The 17,977-nt window shown below is 68.4% G+C and carries 18 protein-coding genes; 3 read left to right on the top strand and 15 right to left on the bottom strand.

Annotated elements, in window-relative coordinates; genetic code table 11:
- Nucleotides 1–30: 30 nt before the first annotated feature.
- From ACRCSW_RS04590 to ACRCSW_RS04580, 3 genes are all read right to left on the bottom strand, one after another.
- The gene (locus ACRCSW_RS04590) at nt 31–648 is read right to left on the bottom strand and encodes a LysE family translocator (protein ID WP_438702969.1); all 618 of its coding nucleotides are present in this window, start codon (nt 646–648) and stop codon (nt 31–33) included.
- Nucleotides 649–679: 31 nt separating this feature from the next.
- On the bottom strand, nt 680–1,477 hold the full coding sequence (locus ACRCSW_RS04585; protein WP_438702968.1) for an AraC family ligand binding domain-containing protein: 798 nt from the start codon (nt 1,475–1,477) through the stop codon (nt 680–682).
- Between the two features lie 66 nt (nt 1,478–1,543).
- On the bottom strand, nt 1,544–2,428 hold the full coding sequence (locus ACRCSW_RS04580; RefSeq protein ID WP_438702966.1) for a glycosyltransferase: 885 nt from the start codon (nt 2,426–2,428) through the stop codon (nt 1,544–1,546).
- A gap of 170 nt (nt 2,429–2,598) precedes the next feature.
- On the opposite strand from ACRCSW_RS04580, the gene ACRCSW_RS04575 reads away from it, so the two are divergent.
- Together ACRCSW_RS04575 and ACRCSW_RS04570 are read left to right on the top strand one after the other, a co-directional pair.
- On the top strand, nt 2,599–3,483 hold the full coding sequence (locus tag ACRCSW_RS04575) for a LysR family transcriptional regulator (RefSeq protein ID WP_438702965.1): 885 nt from the start codon (nt 2,599–2,601) through the stop codon (nt 3,481–3,483).
- Entirely contained in the window at nt 3,465–4,370 is a 906-nt protein-coding gene (locus ACRCSW_RS04570) for a DMT family transporter (protein WP_438702964.1), read from the top strand. The genes ACRCSW_RS04575 and ACRCSW_RS04570 overlap by 19 nt, the downstream gene beginning before the upstream one ends.
- Nucleotides 4,371–4,450: 80 nt before the next feature.
- On the opposite strand, the gene ACRCSW_RS04565 is transcribed toward ACRCSW_RS04570, so the two are convergent.
- The 7 genes from ACRCSW_RS04565 to cbiE form a co-directional block, all read right to left on the bottom strand.
- On the bottom strand, nt 4,451–5,395 hold the full coding sequence (locus tag ACRCSW_RS04565; RefSeq protein WP_438702963.1) for a phosphotransferase enzyme family protein: 945 nt from the start codon (nt 5,393–5,395) through the stop codon (nt 4,451–4,453).
- Nucleotides 5,388–6,134: a precorrin-6A synthase (deacetylating) gene (cobF, locus tag ACRCSW_RS04560; RefSeq protein ID WP_438702961.1), complete on the bottom strand. Its 747-nt coding sequence runs from the start codon at nt 6,132–6,134 to the stop codon at nt 5,388–5,390. Before cobF ends, ACRCSW_RS04565 begins: the two co-directional genes overlap by 8 nt.
- On the bottom strand, nt 6,131–6,856 hold the full coding sequence (gene cobA, locus ACRCSW_RS04555) for a uroporphyrinogen-III C-methyltransferase (RefSeq protein ID WP_438703012.1): 726 nt from the start codon (nt 6,854–6,856) through the stop codon (nt 6,131–6,133). The genes cobF and cobA overlap by 4 nt, the downstream gene beginning before the upstream one ends.
- A gap of 109 nt (nt 6,857–6,965) precedes the next feature.
- Complete coding sequence (locus ACRCSW_RS04550) at nt 6,966–8,285, bottom strand: cobyrinate a,c-diamide synthase (RefSeq protein WP_438702960.1); 1,320 nt, start codon at nt 8,283–8,285, stop codon at nt 6,966–6,968.
- Nucleotides 8,282–9,067, bottom strand: coding sequence for a precorrin-4 C(11)-methyltransferase (gene cobM, locus ACRCSW_RS04545; RefSeq protein WP_438702959.1), 786 nt, complete (start codon nt 9,065–9,067; stop codon nt 8,282–8,284). The genes ACRCSW_RS04550 and cobM overlap by 4 nt, the downstream gene beginning before the upstream one ends.
- 321 nt (nt 9,068–9,388) lie before the next feature.
- A complete protein-coding gene (locus tag ACRCSW_RS04540) occupies nt 9,389–9,751 on the bottom strand; it encodes a cobalamin biosynthesis protein (protein WP_438702957.1) in 363 nt (120 codons plus the stop codon).
- Nucleotides 9,748–10,926, bottom strand: coding sequence for a precorrin-6y C5,15-methyltransferase (decarboxylating) subunit CbiE (gene cbiE / locus ACRCSW_RS04535; RefSeq protein ID WP_438702956.1), 1,179 nt, complete (start codon nt 10,924–10,926; stop codon nt 9,748–9,750). Before cbiE ends, ACRCSW_RS04540 begins: the two co-directional genes overlap by 4 nt.
- Here cbiE and ACRCSW_RS04530 point away from each other — a divergent pair.
- Nucleotides 10,925–11,653 carry a cobalt-precorrin-6A reductase gene (locus ACRCSW_RS04530; RefSeq protein WP_438702955.1) on the top strand — a complete coding sequence of 243 codons (729 nt, stop codon included), beginning with the start codon at nt 10,925–10,927 and terminating at the stop codon, nt 11,651–11,653. The genes cbiE and ACRCSW_RS04530 overlap by 2 nt on opposite strands.
- Before the next feature lie 71 nt (nt 11,654–11,724).
- On the opposite strand, the gene cobJ is transcribed toward ACRCSW_RS04530, so the two are convergent.
- The 5 genes from cobJ to cobN all read right to left on the bottom strand — a co-directional run bounded on the left by cobJ (nt 11,725) and on the right by cobN (nt 17,946).
- Nucleotides 11,725–12,459 (bottom strand): precorrin-3B C(17)-methyltransferase, encoded by a 735-nt coding sequence (gene cobJ / locus ACRCSW_RS04525; RefSeq protein ID WP_438702953.1) that lies wholly within the window; start codon nt 12,457–12,459, stop codon nt 11,725–11,727.
- Nucleotides 12,456–13,187: a precorrin-2 C(20)-methyltransferase gene (locus ACRCSW_RS04520; protein WP_438703011.1), complete on the bottom strand. Its 732-nt coding sequence runs from the start codon at nt 13,185–13,187 to the stop codon at nt 12,456–12,458. Before ACRCSW_RS04520 ends, cobJ begins: the two co-directional genes overlap by 4 nt.
- A gap of 2 nt (nt 13,188–13,189) precedes the next feature.
- Complete coding sequence (locus tag ACRCSW_RS04515; protein ID WP_438702952.1) at nt 13,190–13,819, bottom strand: precorrin-8X methylmutase; 630 nt, start codon at nt 13,817–13,819, stop codon at nt 13,190–13,192.
- A complete protein-coding gene (locus ACRCSW_RS04510) occupies nt 13,803–15,035 on the bottom strand; it encodes a precorrin-3B synthase (RefSeq protein WP_438702950.1) in 1,233 nt (410 codons plus the stop codon). The genes ACRCSW_RS04515 and ACRCSW_RS04510 overlap by 17 nt, the downstream gene beginning before the upstream one ends.
- A 148-nt stretch (nt 15,036–15,183) precedes the next feature.
- On the bottom strand, nt 15,184–17,946 hold the full coding sequence (gene cobN / locus ACRCSW_RS04505; RefSeq protein WP_438702948.1) for a cobaltochelatase subunit CobN: 2,763 nt from the start codon (nt 17,944–17,946) through the stop codon (nt 15,184–15,186).
- Nucleotides 17,947–17,977 lie beyond the last annotated feature (31 nt).

The raw sequence follows: 17,977 nt of genomic DNA, 5'->3' as shown, positions 1-17,977 counted from the left end.
CCGTCGGGACGGCAGAGTCAAGCGAGGCGGCTAGCGTTCGGTCAGCGCAAGCCGGGCGCCAAGGGCCACGAAGGCCGCCGCAAAGCCACGCCGCATCCAGGCAAGGACGGCGGGGCGCGAGATGACGTGGTCGCGCATCTGGGCGGCGAAGAGGCCGTAGAGGGCGAAGATGACGAAGGTCATGGCCATGAAGACCAGCGAGAGGAGGATCATCGCGGTCAGGGGGGCGGGATCGTCGGTGGCGACGAACTGGGGCAGGAAGGCGAGGAAGAAGATTGAGAGCTTCGGGTTCAGAAGGTTGATCGCGACCCCCTCGATCAGGACGGCGCGCGCGGCCTTCGGTGTTGCTTCTTCGATGCGCAGGACCCCGTCTTCTCGCAAGGAGGACCAGGCCATCCACAGCAGATAGGCGACGCCTGCGTATTTCACGATCTCGAACGCAAGTGCGCTTTGGTGAAGGAGGGCGGCAAGCCCGGTGATGGCCGCGGCCATGTGGGGCAGGATGCCAAGGGTGCAGGCAAAGGCCGCAAGAACCGAGGCATTGGCGCCGCGGGAAAGGCCGGAGGCGACGGTGTAGACCGCCCCGGTGCCGGGCGAGGCGACGACGATCAGCGAGGTGAGCAGGAACTCAGGTGAGAAGAGCGACATGGGGCGGGCCTTTCGTGGGCGGAAGGCCCGTTTATCCCCTGCTTGCCCTGCCCCGGTCTTGAACGAAATTGCGGCCGTAGCGACCGGGCGACATACCGTAGCTGCGCGAGAACAGCCGGGTCAGGTGGCTTTGGTCGGCAAACCCCGCCTCGGCTGCCGCTGCCGAAAGGGGCTGGCCTGATGCGATCAGCCGACGCGCCAGGTGCAGACGGGCCTGCATCTGGAAGGCGTGGGGGGTGAGGCCAGTCGCCTTGGCGAAACTGCGCAGGAAATGAAACTGCGTGAGCCCGGCCATCGCCGCAAGGTCGGCAAGCGAGACCGGGCGGGCGGGATCGTCCTGCAGGGCCTCAAGCGCGCGGGTCACCCCGGCCGGTGGTGCGGGCCGGTTGGGCCGGTCGTCAAGTGCTGCGCTGAGGACGACGAGTTCGGCTTCGGTAGCGAGGCCCTGTGCGGGATCGCGTACGGCGCGGAACAGCCGCCGGAACCGTTCCGCGAGGCCGGGCTGACGGAGCACCGGGAAGGCGAACTCTTCCTGCCGCCCGGTCAGGCCCGCCATCGCTTCAGGGTCGAGGTAGAGCATGCGCCACGCCCTGCCCCGGTCGTCCATCGGCAGCCCGTCATGCACCTCGCCAGGGTTCACGGTGATCAGGTCGCCAGCCTTGACCCAGACCTGCCCCCGCCCCGAAGCCGAGGTCTGCGCGCCGCCTTCGACGAGGCCGATGCCGAACTGGTCATGGGTGTGGCGGGCAAATCCGCGCGCGGAGCGGGCGGTTACGGCGATCACTCCGCTGATGGACGTGGGACGGGCCTGGACGTCATGCAGGATCATGGTCTGCAGTGTGCCTTGGCCGGACGAAAGTGCAAGGCCGCACGTCGTACCCTAGCTCGGCGACGGTCAGGTCACCGGCGGCAGGTCGGCCATGCTTGTTATGGCGGCACAGCGCCCGATCAGGCCGTCGAGCGTTTCGCGATTGAGGAAGGGGAAGCTTGTTGCCAGAACCCGGTCGACCTCGGCCGCGTAGCGCTTGCCGCGACGGCTGCCGCGTTCGCGCTGGAGGGCGCCGAGGATCCGGTCCTGCCGGGCGACCGTGTCGTTTTCAAAGTGCTGCGTCCGGATGTGGGCGGCGAAGCTGGGGTCCGAGACGACCGGCCAGCGGGTCCAGACGTTGCCGTGCATCATCTGGAACGGGTTCTTCTGGAAATTCCCGCCGTTCACGGTGGCGAGGCCAATCGCGGTCAGGAACCGCTGCTGGATCATCGAGACGCCCACCGGTTCGTCGGGGCCGGCGGGGAAGAGGAAAATGCCGGTCGGAAAGGTGATGTGTGTCGATGGCGAAAGCCCCGCGCTGAGCGCGCGGAGACGGGCGATGTAGTTCACCGACACGGCATCGTCGTCGTCCAGCCGGAAATGTACCGAGCTGGAGCGCCCTTTGTAGCCCGCCGCATCAGTCATGAACTTGCCGAAGGCCTTGTCGCTGCGCTGATACGGCGAAAACTCGACCATCGATCCGGGCAAGGGCTTCATGATCGCCGTCAGCCGTTCCTTGAACCGGTCCGGCATCACCTCGGACGACATGATGATGGTCTTGAAATCCCGGTCGGTCTGGTTGACGAGGCTTGGGAGGGTCAGGTTCTCGAACAGGAAAAAACGCCGGGCCATCCGGGTTTCGTCGTACAGCTTCGCAAAAGCAGTGCCGTCCTCGTCGGGACGCAGGCGCGTGTCCGTGACACCATAGAATGAGAACCGGATGTGGCCGTAAATCGTCCGACTTTCAAACACTCAGCATACTCCTTTGGTCGTGCTGCCCAAAAGCGACACAGCGGGTGGACAAGTCAAGAGTTCCGAGAGGTCGGAGCGGATCGGAGTTTGCTTGCGCACGGGTTGGGCGGGCCCCTTGCGTCTGGACCGGATTCCGGCTGTTGTGCATTGGCGCACAGGTTGAGGGCGATATGGAAAACTGGGATGAAATCCGCACGGCGTTTCAAGTGGCGCGGCTGGGCACGGTTTCAGGCGCGGCCGAGGTTCTGGGCGTCCACCACGCAACGGTGATCCGGCATATCGACGCGTTGGAGAAACGGCTGGGGGTGAAGCTCTTCCAGCGCCACGCGCGCGGCTATACGCCGACCGAGTCGGGCCGTGACCTGCTGGCGGTGGCACAGACGACGGAAGAGCAGTTTGCGCATCTGGTCAGCCGCATCAAGGGTCAGGGCGAGACGGTCTCGGGCGAGCTTGTGGTGACCTCGATCGCCGGGATTTCGGACCTTCTGACGCCGGTCCTGGTCAGCTTTCAGGAAGCCTGGCCGGATGTGCAGATGCGCTTTCTGACCGATATGCGGGTCTTCCGGCTGGATTACGGCGAGGCACATGTGGCGATCCGCGCCGGGTCGGGGCCGGAAGAGCAGGACAATGTGGTGCAGCCCCTGGTCCGGATCAAGGCGGGGCTTTATGCGGCGCGGTCCTATGTCGAGCGGTTCGGCAAGCCCGCGTCAGAGGCCGAGTTTGCCGGCCACCGCTTTGTCTGCGCCGACAACGAGGCAAGCCGGGCGCCGTTCCACCGCTGGCTGCGGGCGACGGTTCAGCCGGACCAGATCGCCTATACGGCGACCGAGCCGTTGGCTTTGGAGCACGGCGTCCGGAATGGCGCGGGGATGGGGTTCATCTCGGCATTTCGTGCCGAAGGTGACCCCGGGCTGGTCGAGATCCTGCCACCGCGCCCGGAATGGGAGTCGCCCCTGCGTATCGTCACCCACGTCGATCTGCACCGGACGCGGAAGGTCCAGGCCTTCCTGACCCACCTGAAGGATGCGGCGAAGGAGTGGAAGTTCTGCGCCTGACGCTTTCGGGCCTTGGCCAACCGGCACGCGGGCATCTGGCGATGCTGGCGTTTTCGGCGCTGGTCGCCGGGTCGTTCTCGCTTGGGGTGCTGGCCGCGCCGCACATCGACCCCGGCGCGCTTTCGGTGGTGCGCTTCGTGCTGGCCGGGGCGCTGGTCGGCGTGGCTGCGGTGGTGACGACGGGGATTCCCCGGTCGGCCTGGGTGGCTCCATGGCGCTATCTGGTGCTGGGCGGGCTTTTGGCGTCGTACTTCGTGCTGATGTTCGAGGGGCTGAAGACCGCGCCTCCCGTCTCGGCCGCCGCTGTATTCACGCTGACGCCGGTGATGGCTGCGGGCTTCGGCTGGGTGTTCCTGCGCCAGCGCCTGACCGGGCGGATGGCGGTGGCCCTGTGCGTGGGCGGGGTGGGGGCGCTGTGGGTGATCTTCCGGGCTGACCTGCAGGCGCTGATGGCGATGGAGATCGGGCGGGGCGAGGCGGTCTATTTCGTCGGCTGCGTGGCGCATGCGGCCTATGCGCCCCTGGTCCGCAAGCTGAACCGGGGCGAGCCTGCGGTGGTCTTCACCTTCGGGATGATGGTGGCCGGGACGCTGCTGCTGGCGGTCTATGCCTGGCCTGCGGTCGTTGCGACGGACTGGGCGGCGTTGCCTCGCGTGGTCTGGGTGACGCTGGTCTACGTGGCCGTGGCGGCGAGTGCGATGACCTTTGTGCTCTTGCAATATGCGACGCTGCGACTGCCTGCGGCGAAGGTCATGGCCTACACCTATCTGGTGCCCAGCTGGGTGATCCTGTGGGAGATCGCGCTGCATGGCGCGGTGCCGCCGGGGCTGGTGCTGGCGGGGGTGGCGATGACGGTGCTGGCGCTGTGGCTGCTGTTGAAGGAATGATCGGGGTCGCTCGTCGATGGACTTCGTCCACTCCTCGCTGTGCCGCAACCGACGAGGAGACGAAGTCGAACGAGGAGGGATCAGGGGCGGAACCTGGCCAGGCCGTCGGTCAAGAAGCCTTCGGCGAGCGCCAGGGTATCCGCCGTATAGCTTGGCCCGCCTAACGCTTGCGCAGTATCGCTGTCGGCGCGGGTCGCCAGCCAGGCGGTGAGCAGTACCCGGCGCAGGAAGACAAGCGCGGGGATCATCGCGCGATCCTCGGGGCGGAGGGAGGCGATGCGGATGTAGCCGTCGCACCAGCGGGCGACGAGGTCAGGCAGGCGCGGGTCGGTTTCGATGAAGCTTAGCGCCGAGGCAAGGTCATAGGCCCACCAGCCTAAACCGCAGTCGTCGAAGTCGATGGCCCAGAGGCCTTGGTCATCCACCATCAGGTTCGCAAGGCGGAGGTCGGCGTGGATAAGGCCGAAGACGTCGGGTCCGGTGCCATAGGCGCGAAGGCTGTTGGCCAGCACCTCGGTGGCGCGCGTCAGAAGCCTCGTGCCGTTGGCGTCAAGACCCTGCGCCTGCCGCCAGTCCCCCCAATGCGGTCTGGGGCCGAGGATGGTTTCGGCGTTCCAGCGCTTGCGGGTGAAGCCCGGGGGCTGGGTCCAGCTTCGGGCATGAAGGTGGAGGCGGGCGGTGATTTCGCCCAAGGGCCCGAAGTACCGGGCGAGATCGTCGCCGGGCTGAAGCTCCTGGCCCTCGATCGGGGCGAAGGCGACAAGGAAGCGGCCGTCGAGTTCGGTGACAAGGCCTTGGGTCCCGGCCACGGGCTTCACCGCGCGGAGGCCCGGCAAGTCCTGCAGCGCAGTCAGCCAGGCGAGTTCGGAGGCAATCTCGGCCCTGGTGTGATAGCCCTGCCGATGCAAGCGAATGACCAGGTCGCCCGCCCGCCAGGTCTCGTTTTCCGAGCGGTTCAGGAGGGTGAGCGGGGTGTCGGACGGCAGGCCGTAGAGGGGCAATGCGCGGACGATAAGGTCAGACATCGTCGCCACGGCGGAGAAGGTAGATGTCCATGATCCAGCCGTGTTCGGTGCGAAGCCGGGCGCGGGTGGCGAGGATTTCGTCGGAGACCTGGGCCAGCGGGCCGTGGATCAAGGTCTCTTCCGGCATCCCGACATAGGCGCCCCACCAGATGGTCAGACCCTCTGGGTCGAGGGTTGTGAACGCGCCACCCCTGTCGAGCATCACCGCCAGCGTGACGGCGCCCTCGGGCCAGCCATGGTCGCGGAGCTGGCGACCGGTGGTGATGGTCATCGGTGCGGCGAGGGTGTTGAGGGGGATGGCATGGGCCGCAGTCAGGGCCTGCAGGCTGGTGATGCCGGGGATGACCCTGACCGCAAGGCCGGGCAGGCGGGCGGCGATGCGGAGCGTGCTGTCGTAAAGCGAAGGGTCGCCCCAGACCATGAGCGCGACCTCTCCTCCCTCCGGCAGATGGGTGGCGATGGCGTCAGCCCAGACCTTGGCGATGGCATCGTGCCAGTCGTTCACGGCGCCAAGGTAGTCGTCCTGGTCGGAGCGGGTGGGGACATCGTATTCGGCGACGGGGACCGGGTTCGTCAGGACCTGAGCAAGGATCTGGCGGCGAAGATCGGCGAGGTCGGACTTCTCCTCTCCCTTCCTTGGCAGAAGGATCAGGTCGGCGGCGTTCAGAGCCTTGACGGCTTGGCCGGTCACGTGGTCGGGGTTGCCGGTGCCGATCCCGATCAGGGAGAGGGTGGTCATAGATCCCCCTCGGCCAGCGCGCCGAAGATGATCAGGCCGACAAGCGGGCCGCGGTCTTCAGCCAGCACCGCCGCCAGCCCAGCGATGGTACTGCGGTGCAAGTGCTGTTCGGGGGTGGACACCGCTTCGGCCAGAAGCGCGGGTGTGTCCGGCGACAGGCCGTGGGCGATGAGAGCGGCGGCCAGCGCCGGGAAGGTGCGCTTGCCCATGAAGACGACAGTGGTGGCCTTGGGGTCAGCCAGTGCGGGCAGGTTCAGGCCGGGCGGGAGTTTGCCGGAGGTGTCGGCGGCGGTGATGAACTGCACCCTTTGCGCGTGGGTGCGGCGGGTCAGCGGGATGCCGGCGAGGGCCGCAGCGGCCGAGGCCGAGGTGACGCCGGGGATGATCTCGCACGGGATGCCCGCGGCGCGGACGGCGGTAAGCTCCTCCTCAAGGCGGCCGAAGATGCCCGAGTCACCGGATTTCAGGCGGACGACGTGGGCGCCGGTGAGGGCGTAGTCGACGAGAAGGCGGCTGACATGGTCCTGCTTTGGCGAGGCGCGCCCGGCGCGTTTGCCGACACCGACGAGGTCCGCCCCCGGCTTCGCAAGTGCCAGGATCGGGCCGGAGGAGAGGTCGTCATAGAGAACGGCGTCGGCCTGGCCCAACGCTTTCACTGCCTTGACGGTCAGAAGATCGGGGTCGCCGGGGCCGGCAGACACGAAGGTGACGTGACCGGTCATCTCGTCCACCGATTTCTTCGAAGAAATCGGACCGGAGCCTTTGAAGGCTCCGATGCGGAGTTTTCGAAAACTCCGCTTCGCGCCGTCATTGCGTCGGAGATCAGCTTGGTCACGATGCGCCTGCGATCAGGTGGAAGAAGGTGCCGGTCGATAGCCCACCTCCCGGCTGACGTCGAGAGCTGCCGGTCTCGGGGACAGGGGCTCCGGTGGCGTCGGTGACTGCGGCGAGTGGGGTGTCGGGTTGCGACAGGATGGTGGAATAGTGAAACTCGTGGCCCTTGAGGCGGGCGCCGGTGGGCTGTCCGGGGATGGCCTCTGCAAGGACCGCGCTGCGGTAGCCAAGGTGCATCTTCCGTTTCTCGAAGCTCGTCACAAGGCCAAGAAGGCCCACCATCTGGTGGCGCGTGCCGTCCTTGTCGATCAGCGCCTCGCCCATTGCCATGTAGCCCCCGCATTCGCCGTGGACGGGTTTTGCCTGGGCGAAGGCCTGCAGCCCGTCGCGGAAGCGGCTCGCGGAGGCAAGGGTTGCGCCGTGCAGTTCCGGGTAGCCGCCGGGGAGCCAGCAGGTGTCGGCGCCTGGGTCCGGGGCTTCATCGGCGAGCGGGGAGAAGGGCAGGATCTCGGCCCCGGCGGCGCGCCAGCCCTGCAGGAGATGTGGGTAGATGAAGCTGAACGCCGCGTCGCGGGCAAGGGCGATGCGCTGGCCGGGTGGGGTGATCCTTGCGGCGGGTCCGGGGGTGGCGGTGGTCGTGGCGGTGGCGATCAGGGCATCAAGGTCGACGCCCTCGCGCATCAGTTGGGCGGCTTCCGCGATCAGGGCCTGCAACGCGGGCTGCTCTTCGGCCTGCACAAGGCCGAGGTGGCGTTCGGGCATTGCGATGGCCGCGCGTTTGGGGACGGCGCCGAGGACGGTCAGGCCCGCCTCCTCCATGCCCGCGCGGATCAGCGCTTTGTGCCGGGGGCTCGCGATCCGGTTCAGGATGACGCCCCCGACGCGGACGCCAGCGCGAAAACGGGCAAGCCCTTGGGCCACTGCGGCGGCGGTCTGCGCCTGGCCCGAAGCGTCGATGACCAGGATCACCGGCCAGCCCATCAGTGCGGCGAGGTCAGCCGAGGCGCCGTTTCCCGTGGCGCCCTTTTGCGCGACCCCATCGAAAAGCCCCATCGAGCCTTCCGCAAGAATGAGGTCGGCCCCCTCTGCCGCCCCAAGCATCCCGTCCAGCATCGCGCCGGACATGGCCCAACTGTCGAGGTTGAACGAGTCCCGTCCACTCGCCGCCCGGTGAAAGGCGGGGTCGATGTAGTCCGGCCCGTTCTTGAAGGGCTGAACCGTGAGGCCTCTCTCCCGGAGGGCCGCAAGAAGCCCCAGCATGACCGTCGTCTTGCCGGTGCCCGAGGCCGGAGCCGCGATGAGAAGGCCGGGGATCATCGACCGGTACCGGGAAAGCGCGGGTCGGTGCCGACGGGGCGATAACGGCGGTCGTAGTCGCCGGCGTAGAGGCGGCTTTCATCGAAGCCTTCCTGCGCGAGTGCGGGGCCGACGAGGATAAGGGCGGTGCGTTCGACCTCCGCTGGGACAGCTTTCGCAAGGGTCGCAAGGGTGGCGCGGATGATCCGCTCGTCGGGCCAGCTTGCCCGCCAGACGACGGCGACGGGGCAGTCGGGGCCGTAGTGGGGGATCAGCTCGGCAGCAAGCTTGTCGATCAGGTGGATCGAGAGATGGAGCGCGAGGGTGGCCCCGGTGGCGGCGAAGGCCGGAAGGGTCTCACGGTCGGGCATCCGGGTGGCGCGGCCCTCGGTGCGGGTCAGCACGACGGATTGGGCAAGGCCGGGGAGGGTGAGCTCGACGCCGAGGGTTGCAGCGGCGGCGGCGAAGGAGGGGACGCCGGGGGTGACGTCGTAGGGGATCTTGAGCTCGCGGAGGCGGCGGAGCTGTTCGCCCATGGCGGACCAGATGGACAGGTCGCCGGAATGGAGGCGGGCCACGTCCTGACCTGCGGCATCGGCGGTGGCGATCTCGGCGATGATCTCGTCGAGGGAGAGGGGGGCGGTGTTGACGATCCGGCAGCCGGGGGGGCAGTGGGAGAGGATGCCCTCCGGGATCAGAGAGCCCGCGTAGAGGCAGACGGGGGAGGCTGCGATAAGGTCGCGGCCGCGGAGGGTCAGGAGGTCGGGTGCGCCGGGACCTGCGCCGATGAAGTGGACGGTCATGGGGTTAGGCCTTCGCGGAAGGAATGGACGTAACGCTGAGTTACGCCTTTCGGGGCAAATGATTTCAATGGTTTGCGCATGGCCATTTCCCAGCCGTTAACATCCCGACACTCGCAGCCATCGCAAGCGAGCCAAGCTTCGGGGCACGGGCATTGCAGCCCCTGTCCTTTCCCTCCTGCAAATATCCCCGCCGGAGTGCGACATGGTGGCGCCACTGGTTCAAGCACCATGCCGCGGTCCGAGCCGGTTGCGCGTTCTTCACGCGCAGAGGCGAGACAAAAGGCTTGCGCGGAACGCGCTCAATTTGAAAACCGACCGCAGTCATCGGGACACCCCCTCGGCAATCGCTGCTGTAGCGGTTCCATCCGCCGACACCGCGCGAGGACCGCGAAGCGTCGCGCCCGGTCCGGCAGCGGCGAGGGCAGCAGCTTCGGCGATGGAACCGGTTCCGTGAAGGGCTTCCACGCGGGTGGAGCAGGTGAGGGTGGGTTGGCCGTACAGCACCTCCGGCCGGAGGGTGATGACGGGCAGGCCGAGGTGTCGGCTTAGCGGTTCAAGGCCAGCGGCCTTGGCGGCAAGCGTGGCGAGGTGGGTCACACCCTCCGATCCGCCTGCCCGCGACAGGGCGTCCTGCAGCGCGGCGAGGGTGGTTTCCGAGCGGAAACCGAAGCCTGCGACGATCATCTTGTGACGCTCCATTGCAGGATCGGCAGCGCCGCGCGCCAGCCGCGTTTGCGGCCGATGGCGGCGGGTTCGGAGAGTTCGATCTTGAGGAGATGGCCGCCGTGGCGGGCGGACCAGTCGAGGACCAGTGCCTCGGTCTCGATGGTGACGGCGTTCATGACCAGACGGGCGCCTTGGGGGATGATCTCCCAGAGGCCAGTGAGAAGGGCGTCGTTCGCGCCGCCGCCAATGAAAACTGCGTCGGGTTTGGGCAGTGCGTCCAGCCCCTCGGGCGCGCGGGCTTCGTGGAGATGGTGGCGGTGGGACAGGCCGAAGGCTTCAACATTGGCGCGGGCGCGGGCGGCGCGGGCGGGGTCGGTCTCCAGCGCCTCGACGCGGGCGCCTCCGGCGAGGAGCCATTCGATGCCGATCGAGCCCGAGCCTGCGCCGATGTCCCAGAGGGTCTCTCCCGCACGGGGGGCGAGGGTGGAGAGGGTCAGCGCGCGGATCGGGCGCTTGGTGATCTGGCCGTCATGGTCGAAGAGGTCGTCGGGGAGGCCGGAGGCTTTGGGGAGACCGGGGTCGTTCGCGTGAATGGCGACGGCAACGGGGGCGGCGATGTCTTGTGGGATTTTGGTTAGGTCGGCGTCTCGGATCCGCTCGTGGGGGCCGCCGAGGCGTTCGAGAATGGTAAGCCGTGCGTTGGGGTGGCCGTTGGTGGCGAGCCATTGGGTGAGGTTTGTGACGGCGGCGGCATCGCGAACTGTGCAGATCGTGCGGGTGCCTTTGCCGAGGATCGGGTAGAGGCGGGCGAAGGGCGCTGCGTGGAGGCCGAGGCAGAGGGTGTCCTCCAGCCGCCAGCCGAGGCGGTTCGCGGCCAGTTGGAACGTGGAGGGCGCGGGGTGGGAGGTCCACTCGCCGGGCTGAAGGTGGGCCATGAGGCTGCCGCCGGCGCCGAACCAGAACGGGTCACCTGACGCCAGGACGACAGTAGGTGTGCCCCGGTGGGCGAGAACGGGAGTGGGATCGAAGGGGATGGGCCAGGGGTGGGCCTTTCGTCCGGCATCGACGAACGCCAGATGCCGAGGCCCGCCGAAAACTGCCATGGCCTTCATCAATGCGCGATGGCTTGCAGGCGATAGCGAAGCCGGTCCATCTTCACCCAGACCGATGATGCTCAGCCAGGGATCACCCATGACACGCATCCTGCTTCTTGGCGGCACGACCGAGGCCAATCTCATGGCGCAGGCCTTGGCGAAGGCGGGGCTGGCGGGGGTCTACTCCTATGCAGGGCGCACCGACGCGCCGATGGGCCAGCCGATCCACATGCGCGTCGGGGGCTTCGGCGGGGTTGAAGGGCTGCGGGCCTATCTGGCAAGCGAAGGCATCAGCCATGTGGTCGACGCCACGCACCCTTTTGCCGCGCAGATGAGCAGCAACGCCGTGTCTGCCTGCACCGCATCCGGCATCCCACTGATCGCATTGGAACGCGCGCCCTGGGTCGCGGGCGAGGGCGACCGCTGGATGCATGTGCCCGACATTGCCGCCGTAGTCACCGCGCTCCATCGTCCGCCGCTGCGGGTGTTCCTGGCCATCGGACGCCAGCACCTCGACCCCTTTGCGGCCCAGAGTCAGCACCATTACCTGCTTCGTCTGGTGGACGCCCCGGCAGACCCGCTGCCGTTCCCGGCCGAGGTGATCATGGCGCGAGGTCCCTTCGATGTGGCGGGGGATACCGCCCTTTTGCAGAGGCACGGGACCGAGTTGGTCGTCGCCAAGAATGCCGGAGGCAAGGGCGCGGTTGCAAAGATCGCTGCGGCCCGGGCGCTTGGCCTGCCGGTGGTGATGATCGACAGACCGGAAATACCGCCCCGCCGCATGGCTCGCAGTGTGGCCGAGGTCATGGCCTGGCTGAACGGCTGAGCCGGGCGCAAAACTTTTCGAAAAGTTTTGCAAAATCCTTCGAAGGATTTTGGGCCCCTGCTGCTGGCCGTTCATCCTGCCCTCCGGGGGGAGTAGACCCAGCGGCCAACCCGTTTTGTGGCGGAGTTGCCCAGGATCACGACGGTTCGCATGTCGGCCATGTCGGGAGATGCTTCGCCAAGCGTGACGGTGGTGATCCGCTCTTCGGGCGTCGTTACGGCGCGGGCGAAGGTGATCAGGCGGTCGGGTCCGCATTCTTCCCTAAAGATGTCCAGCGCACGGGCGAAGCCTTCGGGGCGGCTGGCGGAGCGGGGGTTGTAGAAGGCCATCGCAAAGTCGGCCTTTGCGGCGTGGCGGAGGCGGGTTTCGATGATCTCCCACGGCTTCAGGTTGTCGGAGAGGTTGATGCAGCAGAAATCGTGACCAAGGGGTGCGCCTGCGTGGGCGGCAGCCGCGAGCATCGCGGTGATGCCGGGGAGGACCCGGATGTCGAGCGACTGCCGGTCGGGGCGGTCTTCTAGCGCCTCGAAGACGGCGGAGGCCATGGCGAAGACGCCGGGGTCGCCCGAGGAGACCACGACGACCCGCTTGCCTTCGGCGGCCATGGTCAAGGCCGCGCAGGCCCGGTCGAGTTCCACCCGGTTGTCCGAGGGGTGGAGGGTGAGGCCCGGTCGCGGGGTGATGCGGGCGACGTAGGGGATATAGCCGACCACGTCGGTGGCTTGCGCCAGTGCCTCGGTCACCTCGGGCGTGACCAGCCGGTCGTCGCCTGGGCCAAGGCCTGCGATGGCGAGCCAGCCCGTCACTCCGGCAGCTCCGGGCGGCGGCCGTGGCCGTGGACGAGGACGATCGCGAAGTAGGGGCAGTCGGCGGCGTCGACGTCGGCGAGTTTTGCGACCCGTTGACCGGGCATCGTTCCGCGTTCGACGAGCCAGGCCTGATGAAGCCGCCCTGCCCGCTCCAGTGCCCGGCGGACGCGGGGGAGGTTGCGGCCGGTCTTCATCACGACCAGCGCGTCGGCGCCCGCCATGTGGCGGACGAGGTCATCCTCGGGCAGCGTGCCCATGAGGACGGTCAGCACATCATCGCCCCAGGTGATGGGCGTGTCGGTGGCGGTCCAGCAGCCGGTCATGCCGGTGATGCCGGGGATCACCTCGACCGGGACGCGGCCTTGCAGGCGGGAGTGGAGGTGCATGAAGCTGCCGTAGAAGAAGGGGTCGCCTTCGCAGAGGACGACGACATCCTCGGTGGCGGCCAGCTGTGCCAGCCGGTTGGCCCAGTCGTCATAGAAGTGGGCGAGGGCGTCGGTGTAGGCCGGGCTGTCGAAGGGAAGCTCGGTCGTGACGGGATATTCCATTGGGTATTCGGTTGCCGAAGGGTTCAGCATACCCTCGACGATACGGCGGGCCTGGCCGGGGCGGCCGGCTTTCCGGAAATAGGCGACGTGGCGGGCATCGCCGATGGTGCGGGCGGCGCGGAGGCTCATGAGGTCAGGGTCGCCGGGGCCGAGGCCTGCACAGATGACGCGGCCCATGGTCATTCCTTCCTGGAGGCGAGCGCGTTGACGGCGGCGACGGTGATCGCGCTGCCTCCGAGGCGGCCTTTTACGATGAGGCTCGGGGCCGGAGGGGCCTCCATCAGAGCGTCTTTCGACTCGGCGGCGCCGACGAAGCCGACAGGGCAGCCGATGATCGCGGCGGGTCTTGGGCAGGTGGGGTCTTCGAGCATGTTGAGGAGGTGGAAGAGGGCAGTGGGGGCGTTGCCGATGGCGACGACTGCGCCTTCCAGGTGGGAGCGCCAGAGTTCCAGGGCGGCGGCGGAGCGGGTGTTTCCCATCGTCTTGGCTAGCTCGGGGACTTGGGGGTCGTGGAGGGTGCAGATGACTTCGTTTCCCTTCGGGAGGCGCGTGCGGGTGATGCCTTCGCTGACCATCCGCGCGTCGCAGAGGATGGGGGCGCCGTCTTCCAGCGCCGTGCGGGCGGCGATGGCCATGCCGGGGGTGAAACGGATGTGGGGCGCAAGGTCGACCATGCCTGCGGCGTGGATCATGCGGACGGCGACGATTTCCTCTTCGGGCGTGAAGCGGGAGAGGTCGGCCTCGGCCCGGATCATGGCGAAGCTTTGCAGGTAGATCGCGGCGCCGTCGGTTTCATAGAGATGGGGCATGGGGGGCCTTCAGGTGGTCGGGGATCGCTTGCACGGCGAGACCCACAAGGTCGGGAGTGTCGGAGGCGGTGCCGTTTCGGATCAGATCATATCCGTCGCGCATCGCCACGAGGGTCAGATCGGAGGCGGCCGGACGGGCACAGCCCTTGGCGCAGCCGGAAACGTGCAGGTGTCGCCCCTCGGACAGGTGGGTCGCAAGGGCACGGGCAAGGGCGCGTGTCTCGCCTTGGGCTTGCGGGCAGCCGGGGGCTCCGGTGCAGGCGGTGACACGGAGGAGCGGCTCGGCGGGGTCGGTGATGAGGCCGGGGATGTCGGGCAGACGGGTGGCTCCGGCGAGGAGGAGCATCCTCCACGGGGTGGGGCGGAGGTCGTGGCCGAGGGCGGCAAGGGCGGCAAGGGTTTGCGCCTGTATCTGCCCGAAGGCGAGCGCGACCATGGCGCCGTCTGGATAGAGGCCCGGTGTAGGTTGAGGGAGCGGCGCGGCGGGGGCGGTGTCGCAGCCTTCGGGGACGACGCCCTTGGCGATGAGCGCGGCCATGCGGCCCCGGCCGTTGGTGATGCCACCGGAGGCCACGAACCATTCGGCCATGGCGATGGCGTCCTCGGCGAGGTCGGTGACGGGCTTGCCAAACGGGTGCCCGTCCGGCCGCAGGATCAGGCGGCCGTCCGCGGACCGTTCGACACGGATATCCGCCGAAGCGTCGGTCAGGACAGGATGGGGGCCGGTGTCGATGGTGAAGCCAAATTTTCCGGAGAGCGGAGGCATCCGCGCAAGGGCTGCCGTCAGGGTGGCAGCGAGGCTGTCGATGTTGGCCAGGAGCCCCCCTCCCCATCCCTCCCCCCCGTTGGGGGGAGGGGGGTGCCTTGTGTCTGACGTTGGATTCCCTGCAATCGATGGTGGGGAACGGAAGGGGGTGACGATGAGGTTCCTAAGGGACTCCGTCTCGATGTCGGGGTCGATGAGGCCGTGGGTACGGAGGTCCTCGATCAGGGGGCCATGCGAGGCTTCGGTCACGCCCCGGAGTTGCAGGTTGGCGCGGGCGGAGAGGTCGATGATGCCGTTGCCGTGTCTGGCCGCGGCTTGGGCGATGGCTGCGGCTTGAGCGGGGGTGAGGGTGCCGCCGGGGGGGCGGATGCGGACGATGAGGCCGTCGCCCGACTGCATGGGGCGGAGGGCTCCGGGGCACCAGCCTTTGATCTTCGGTGCGGCGGTCATGCGGGGCGCCCTGGGGTTGGGGCGGCTATTGAAATGAGCGCGTTCCGCGCGAAGAGTCTTTGTCTCGCCTCTGCGCGTGAAGAACGCGCAACCGGCTCGGACGAAGGGCCTCCGGCGGGGATATTTGGCGAAGGGAAATTGGGAGGGGTCATGCGGCACCCTCCAGCTTTGAGGCGATGGAGTTGCGGCGGGTGAGCCAGAGGCCTGCGTCGCGGAGGCGGCGGAAGAGGTCTTCCATGGCTTGGAGGGCGGCGGGGTTTTCGCGGGTGAGGAAGTCGCGGACCTCGTCGCGGCCGAGCGTGGCGTCGTGGTAGAGATCGAAAAGGTGCGGCGGGACGACCTGGGCCAGGTGGGCGAAGGCGGCCATGTGGTCGAGGGTCGCGGCGATCTCGGCCGCACCCCGGTAGCCGTGGTTCATCATGCCCTTTGCCCAGTCGGGGTTGGCGGCGCGGGCGCGGACGACGCGGGCGATTTCTTCGGTCAGCGTGCAGGCGCGGGGGGTGTCGGGGCGGGTGGCGTCGAGGTGGTAGAGCGTTGGGGTCTGACCGCCGAGGCGGGCGACGGCGGCGGCGAAGCCTGCCTCGTGCGCGGCGTAGTCGGTGGCCATCAGCACGTCGGTTTCGGGCAGGTCCTGGGCGTGGACGAAGGCGTCGGCCTTTAGGACCCGCGCCTCGATCCCGGCGCGGTTTTCGGTCGACTGGCCGTCCGTGCCGATGGCCCAGCTGGAGGCGTTGAGCCAGGCTTCGCCTGCGGCGTGACGCGCTTCGTCGGTGAAGGTGTCGGCAGCGGTGCCCATGCCGAGGCCGTAGAGGCCGGGTTTGGGGCCGAAGACCCTCGCGGCGCGGGTGGTGTAGGGGTTGTCGTCGGGGGTCTCGTCGCGGGCGGAGAGGGCTTCGGCTCCGGCCTCAAAAAGCTGGGCGAGGCCGGGGAAGACGTCGCGGAAGAGGCCGGAGACTCGGAGGGTTAGGTCGATCCTTGGGCGGCCTAGGATGGCGAGGGGGAGGATTTCAAAGCCGGAGACCCTTGCCGAGCCGTCGTCCCATTTGGGTGCGAGGCCGGCGAGGTGGAAGGCCATGGCGAACTCCTCGCCTGCGGTACGCATGGTGGCCGAGCCCCAGAGGTCGACCACCAATCCGCGCGGGTAGTCGCCGTGGTCCTGGAGGTGGCGGCGGATGAGTTCTTCGGCCAGCTTCACGCCCTGGGCGTGGGCGTTGCGGGAGGGGACGGCGCGGGGGTCGACGGAGAAGAGGTTCCTTCCGGTGGGGAGCACGTCACTGCGGCCCCGGTTGGGGGAGCCTGCGGGGCCGGGGGGGACCTTGCGGCCGTTGAGCGCTGACAGCAGGCCTTCCCGTTCTCCCGGGCCTTGGCCGTAGATGTGGAGGCCGTGGCCGAACTGGCTTTCCTTCAGGTCACAGACGAAGCGGTCGATCCTTGTGATTGCTTCGGCGGGGGTGGCGTTGGGCGGGAGGCCGAGGTCTTCGGCCACGCCCGAGGCGGCGGCCTCGTCGCGGATCGTGGCGATCAGGCGGGTGCGGCGGGCGGGATCGAGGCCGTCGGCGGTGGAGTATTCGTCGAGGAGGCGTTCGAGATTTGCGAGTTCGGGCGGGAGGGTGGAGGTGGTCATCGGTGGCGGCAGGTGGCCGAGCGTGACGGCTCCGATGCGGCGTTTGGCCTGGGCGGCCTCGCCGGGGTCGTTGACGATGAAGGGGTAGATGATGGGGAGGGGGCCGGTCAGGGCCTCGGGCCAGCAGGTGTCGGATAGGGCGACGGACTTGCCGGGGAGCCACTCCAGCGTGCCGTGGGCGCCCATGTGGATCGCGGCGTGGAGGCCTTGGGAGCGGAGCCAGAGGTAGAAGGCAACATAGGCGTGGCGGGGGGTGCGGGAGAGGTCGTGGTAGTCGTTGTCGCGGGTTTGCGTGTCGCCTCGTTCGGGCTGGAGGGCGATGAGGATGTTGCCGCGGCGGGTGGCGGGGAATTGGAAGGCTTGGTCCTTGACCGAGGGGTCGGATTCGGGGGCGCCCCAGGCTTTGGCGAGGTCGTCGCGGAGGGGTTCCGGGAGGGTGGCGAGCGCCGTGAGGTAATCGGTCAGGGGCCAGGCGAGGGTCTGGGTCAGCGCCTCGGGCAGCGGGGGGCCTTCGGTGGTGGCGTAGCCGTTGGCGGCGAGGTCGGTGAGGAGGGCTTCGGTCGAGGCTAAGGCGTCGAGGCCGACGGCGTGGGCCATCTGGTGCGCACGGCCGGGGTAGGTGGAGAGGATGACCGCCAGTTGCCGCTCGGCGGCGGGGGTGGTGGAGAGGCGGTGCCAGGCTTCGATCCGGTTGACGACGGCGGCGATCCGTTCGGCGTCGGCGCGGTGGGCGAAGCGGGAGAACTGGAGCTCGGGGTGGCGTTTTCCGGGGGACTTGTGGCTGATGAGGCCTGCGAAGAGGCGGCCGTCGACCTCGGGGAGAACGACGTGCATGGCGAGATCGGCGGGGGAGAGGCCCCGGTCGGAGGCCACCCAGTCGCGGCGGCGGGCGGTGGACAGGGCGACCTGGAAGACCGGGCAGTCCGCGCTGTCGAAGGGGGTGGAGCCGTCGTCGGCCTTGGCGGAGAAGGCGGTGGCGTTGAGGACGGCGGCGGGGGGGTTGGTCGTGAGGTGGGCCGCGAGCCATGAGGCGACGCCGGGGGCCTTGAGGCTGGGGGCGAAGGCGCCGTAGGCGGTGAAGCCCTTGTCCCTGAGCGCCTGGATCAGCGCGTCAATTGGGGCGGTGTCGCCGGCGGTAAGATAGCTGCGGTAGAAGGTCACGAGCACCGTTGGCCGGCTTTCGGGGTGCCCCCCACCCCCGACCCCTCCCCACAGAGGGGGAGGGGAGGCACGGGTGGCAGCGTCGTGCGAGCCATCGGACCTGGGAAGGGAGATGTCGTCGGGCATGGGAGGCCTCCCCTCCGCCTCTGTGGGGAGG

This window comes from Tabrizicola sp. (genome assembly GCF_051645465.1).
In the GTDB taxonomy this organism is placed as follows: Bacteria; Pseudomonadota; Alphaproteobacteria; order Rhodobacterales; family Rhodobacteraceae; genus Tabrizicola.
The sequence above is the reverse complement of the archived record's forward strand: the minus strand, read 5'-3'. Positions and strand labels throughout refer to the sequence as shown.

Bases quoted from the DNA above. Each gene is read 5' to 3' on its own strand.
- ACRCSW_RS04590 (WP_438702969.1), bottom strand. From the start codon at position 648: ATGTCGCTCTTCTCACCTGAGTTCCTGCTCACCTCGCTGATCGTCGTC.
- ACRCSW_RS04585 (WP_438702968.1), bottom strand. From the start codon at position 1,477: ATGATCCTGCATGACGTCCAGGCCCGTCCCACGTCCATCAGCGGAGTG.
- ACRCSW_RS04575 (WP_438702965.1), top strand. From the start codon at position 2,599: ATGGAAAACTGGGATGAAATCCGCACGGCGTTTCAAGTGGCGCGGCTG.
- ACRCSW_RS04565 (WP_438702963.1), bottom strand. From the start codon at position 5,395: ATGTCTGACCTTATCGTCCGCGCATTGCCCCTCTACGGCCTGCCGTCC.
- cobF (WP_438702961.1), bottom strand. From the start codon at position 6,134: ATGACCACCCTCTCCCTGATCGGGATCGGCACCGGCAACCCCGACCAC.
- cobA (WP_438703012.1), bottom strand. From the start codon at position 6,856: ATGACCGGTCACGTCACCTTCGTGTCTGCCGGCCCCGGCGACCCCGAT.
- ACRCSW_RS04550 (WP_438702960.1), bottom strand. From the start codon at position 8,285: ATGATCCCCGGCCTTCTCATCGCGGCTCCGGCCTCGGGCACCGGCAAG.
- cobM (WP_438702959.1), bottom strand. From the start codon at position 9,067: ATGACCGTCCACTTCATCGGCGCAGGTCCCGGCGCACCCGACCTCCTG.
- ACRCSW_RS04540 (WP_438702957.1), bottom strand. From the start codon at position 9,751: ATGATCGTCGCAGGCTTCGGTTTCCGCTCGGAAACCACCCTCGCCGCG.
- ACRCSW_RS04530 (WP_438702955.1), top strand. From the start codon at position 10,925: ATGACACGCATCCTGCTTCTTGGCGGCACGACCGAGGCCAATCTCATG.
- cbiE (WP_438702956.1), bottom strand. From the start codon at position 10,926: ATGGGTGATCCCTGGCTGAGCATCATCGGTCTGGGTGAAGATGGACCG.
- ACRCSW_RS04520 (WP_438703011.1), bottom strand. From the start codon at position 13,187: ATGGGCCGCGTCATCTGTGCAGGCCTCGGCCCCGGCGACCCTGACCTC.
- ACRCSW_RS04515 (WP_438702952.1), bottom strand. From the start codon at position 13,819: ATGCCCCATCTCTATGAAACCGACGGCGCCGCGATCTACCTGCAAAGC.
- ACRCSW_RS04510 (WP_438702950.1), bottom strand. From the start codon at position 15,035: ATGACCGCCGCACCGAAGATCAAAGGCTGGTGCCCCGGAGCCCTCCGC.
- cobN (WP_438702948.1), bottom strand. From the start codon at position 17,946: ATGCCCGACGACATCTCCCTTCCCAGGTCCGATGGCTCGCACGACGCT.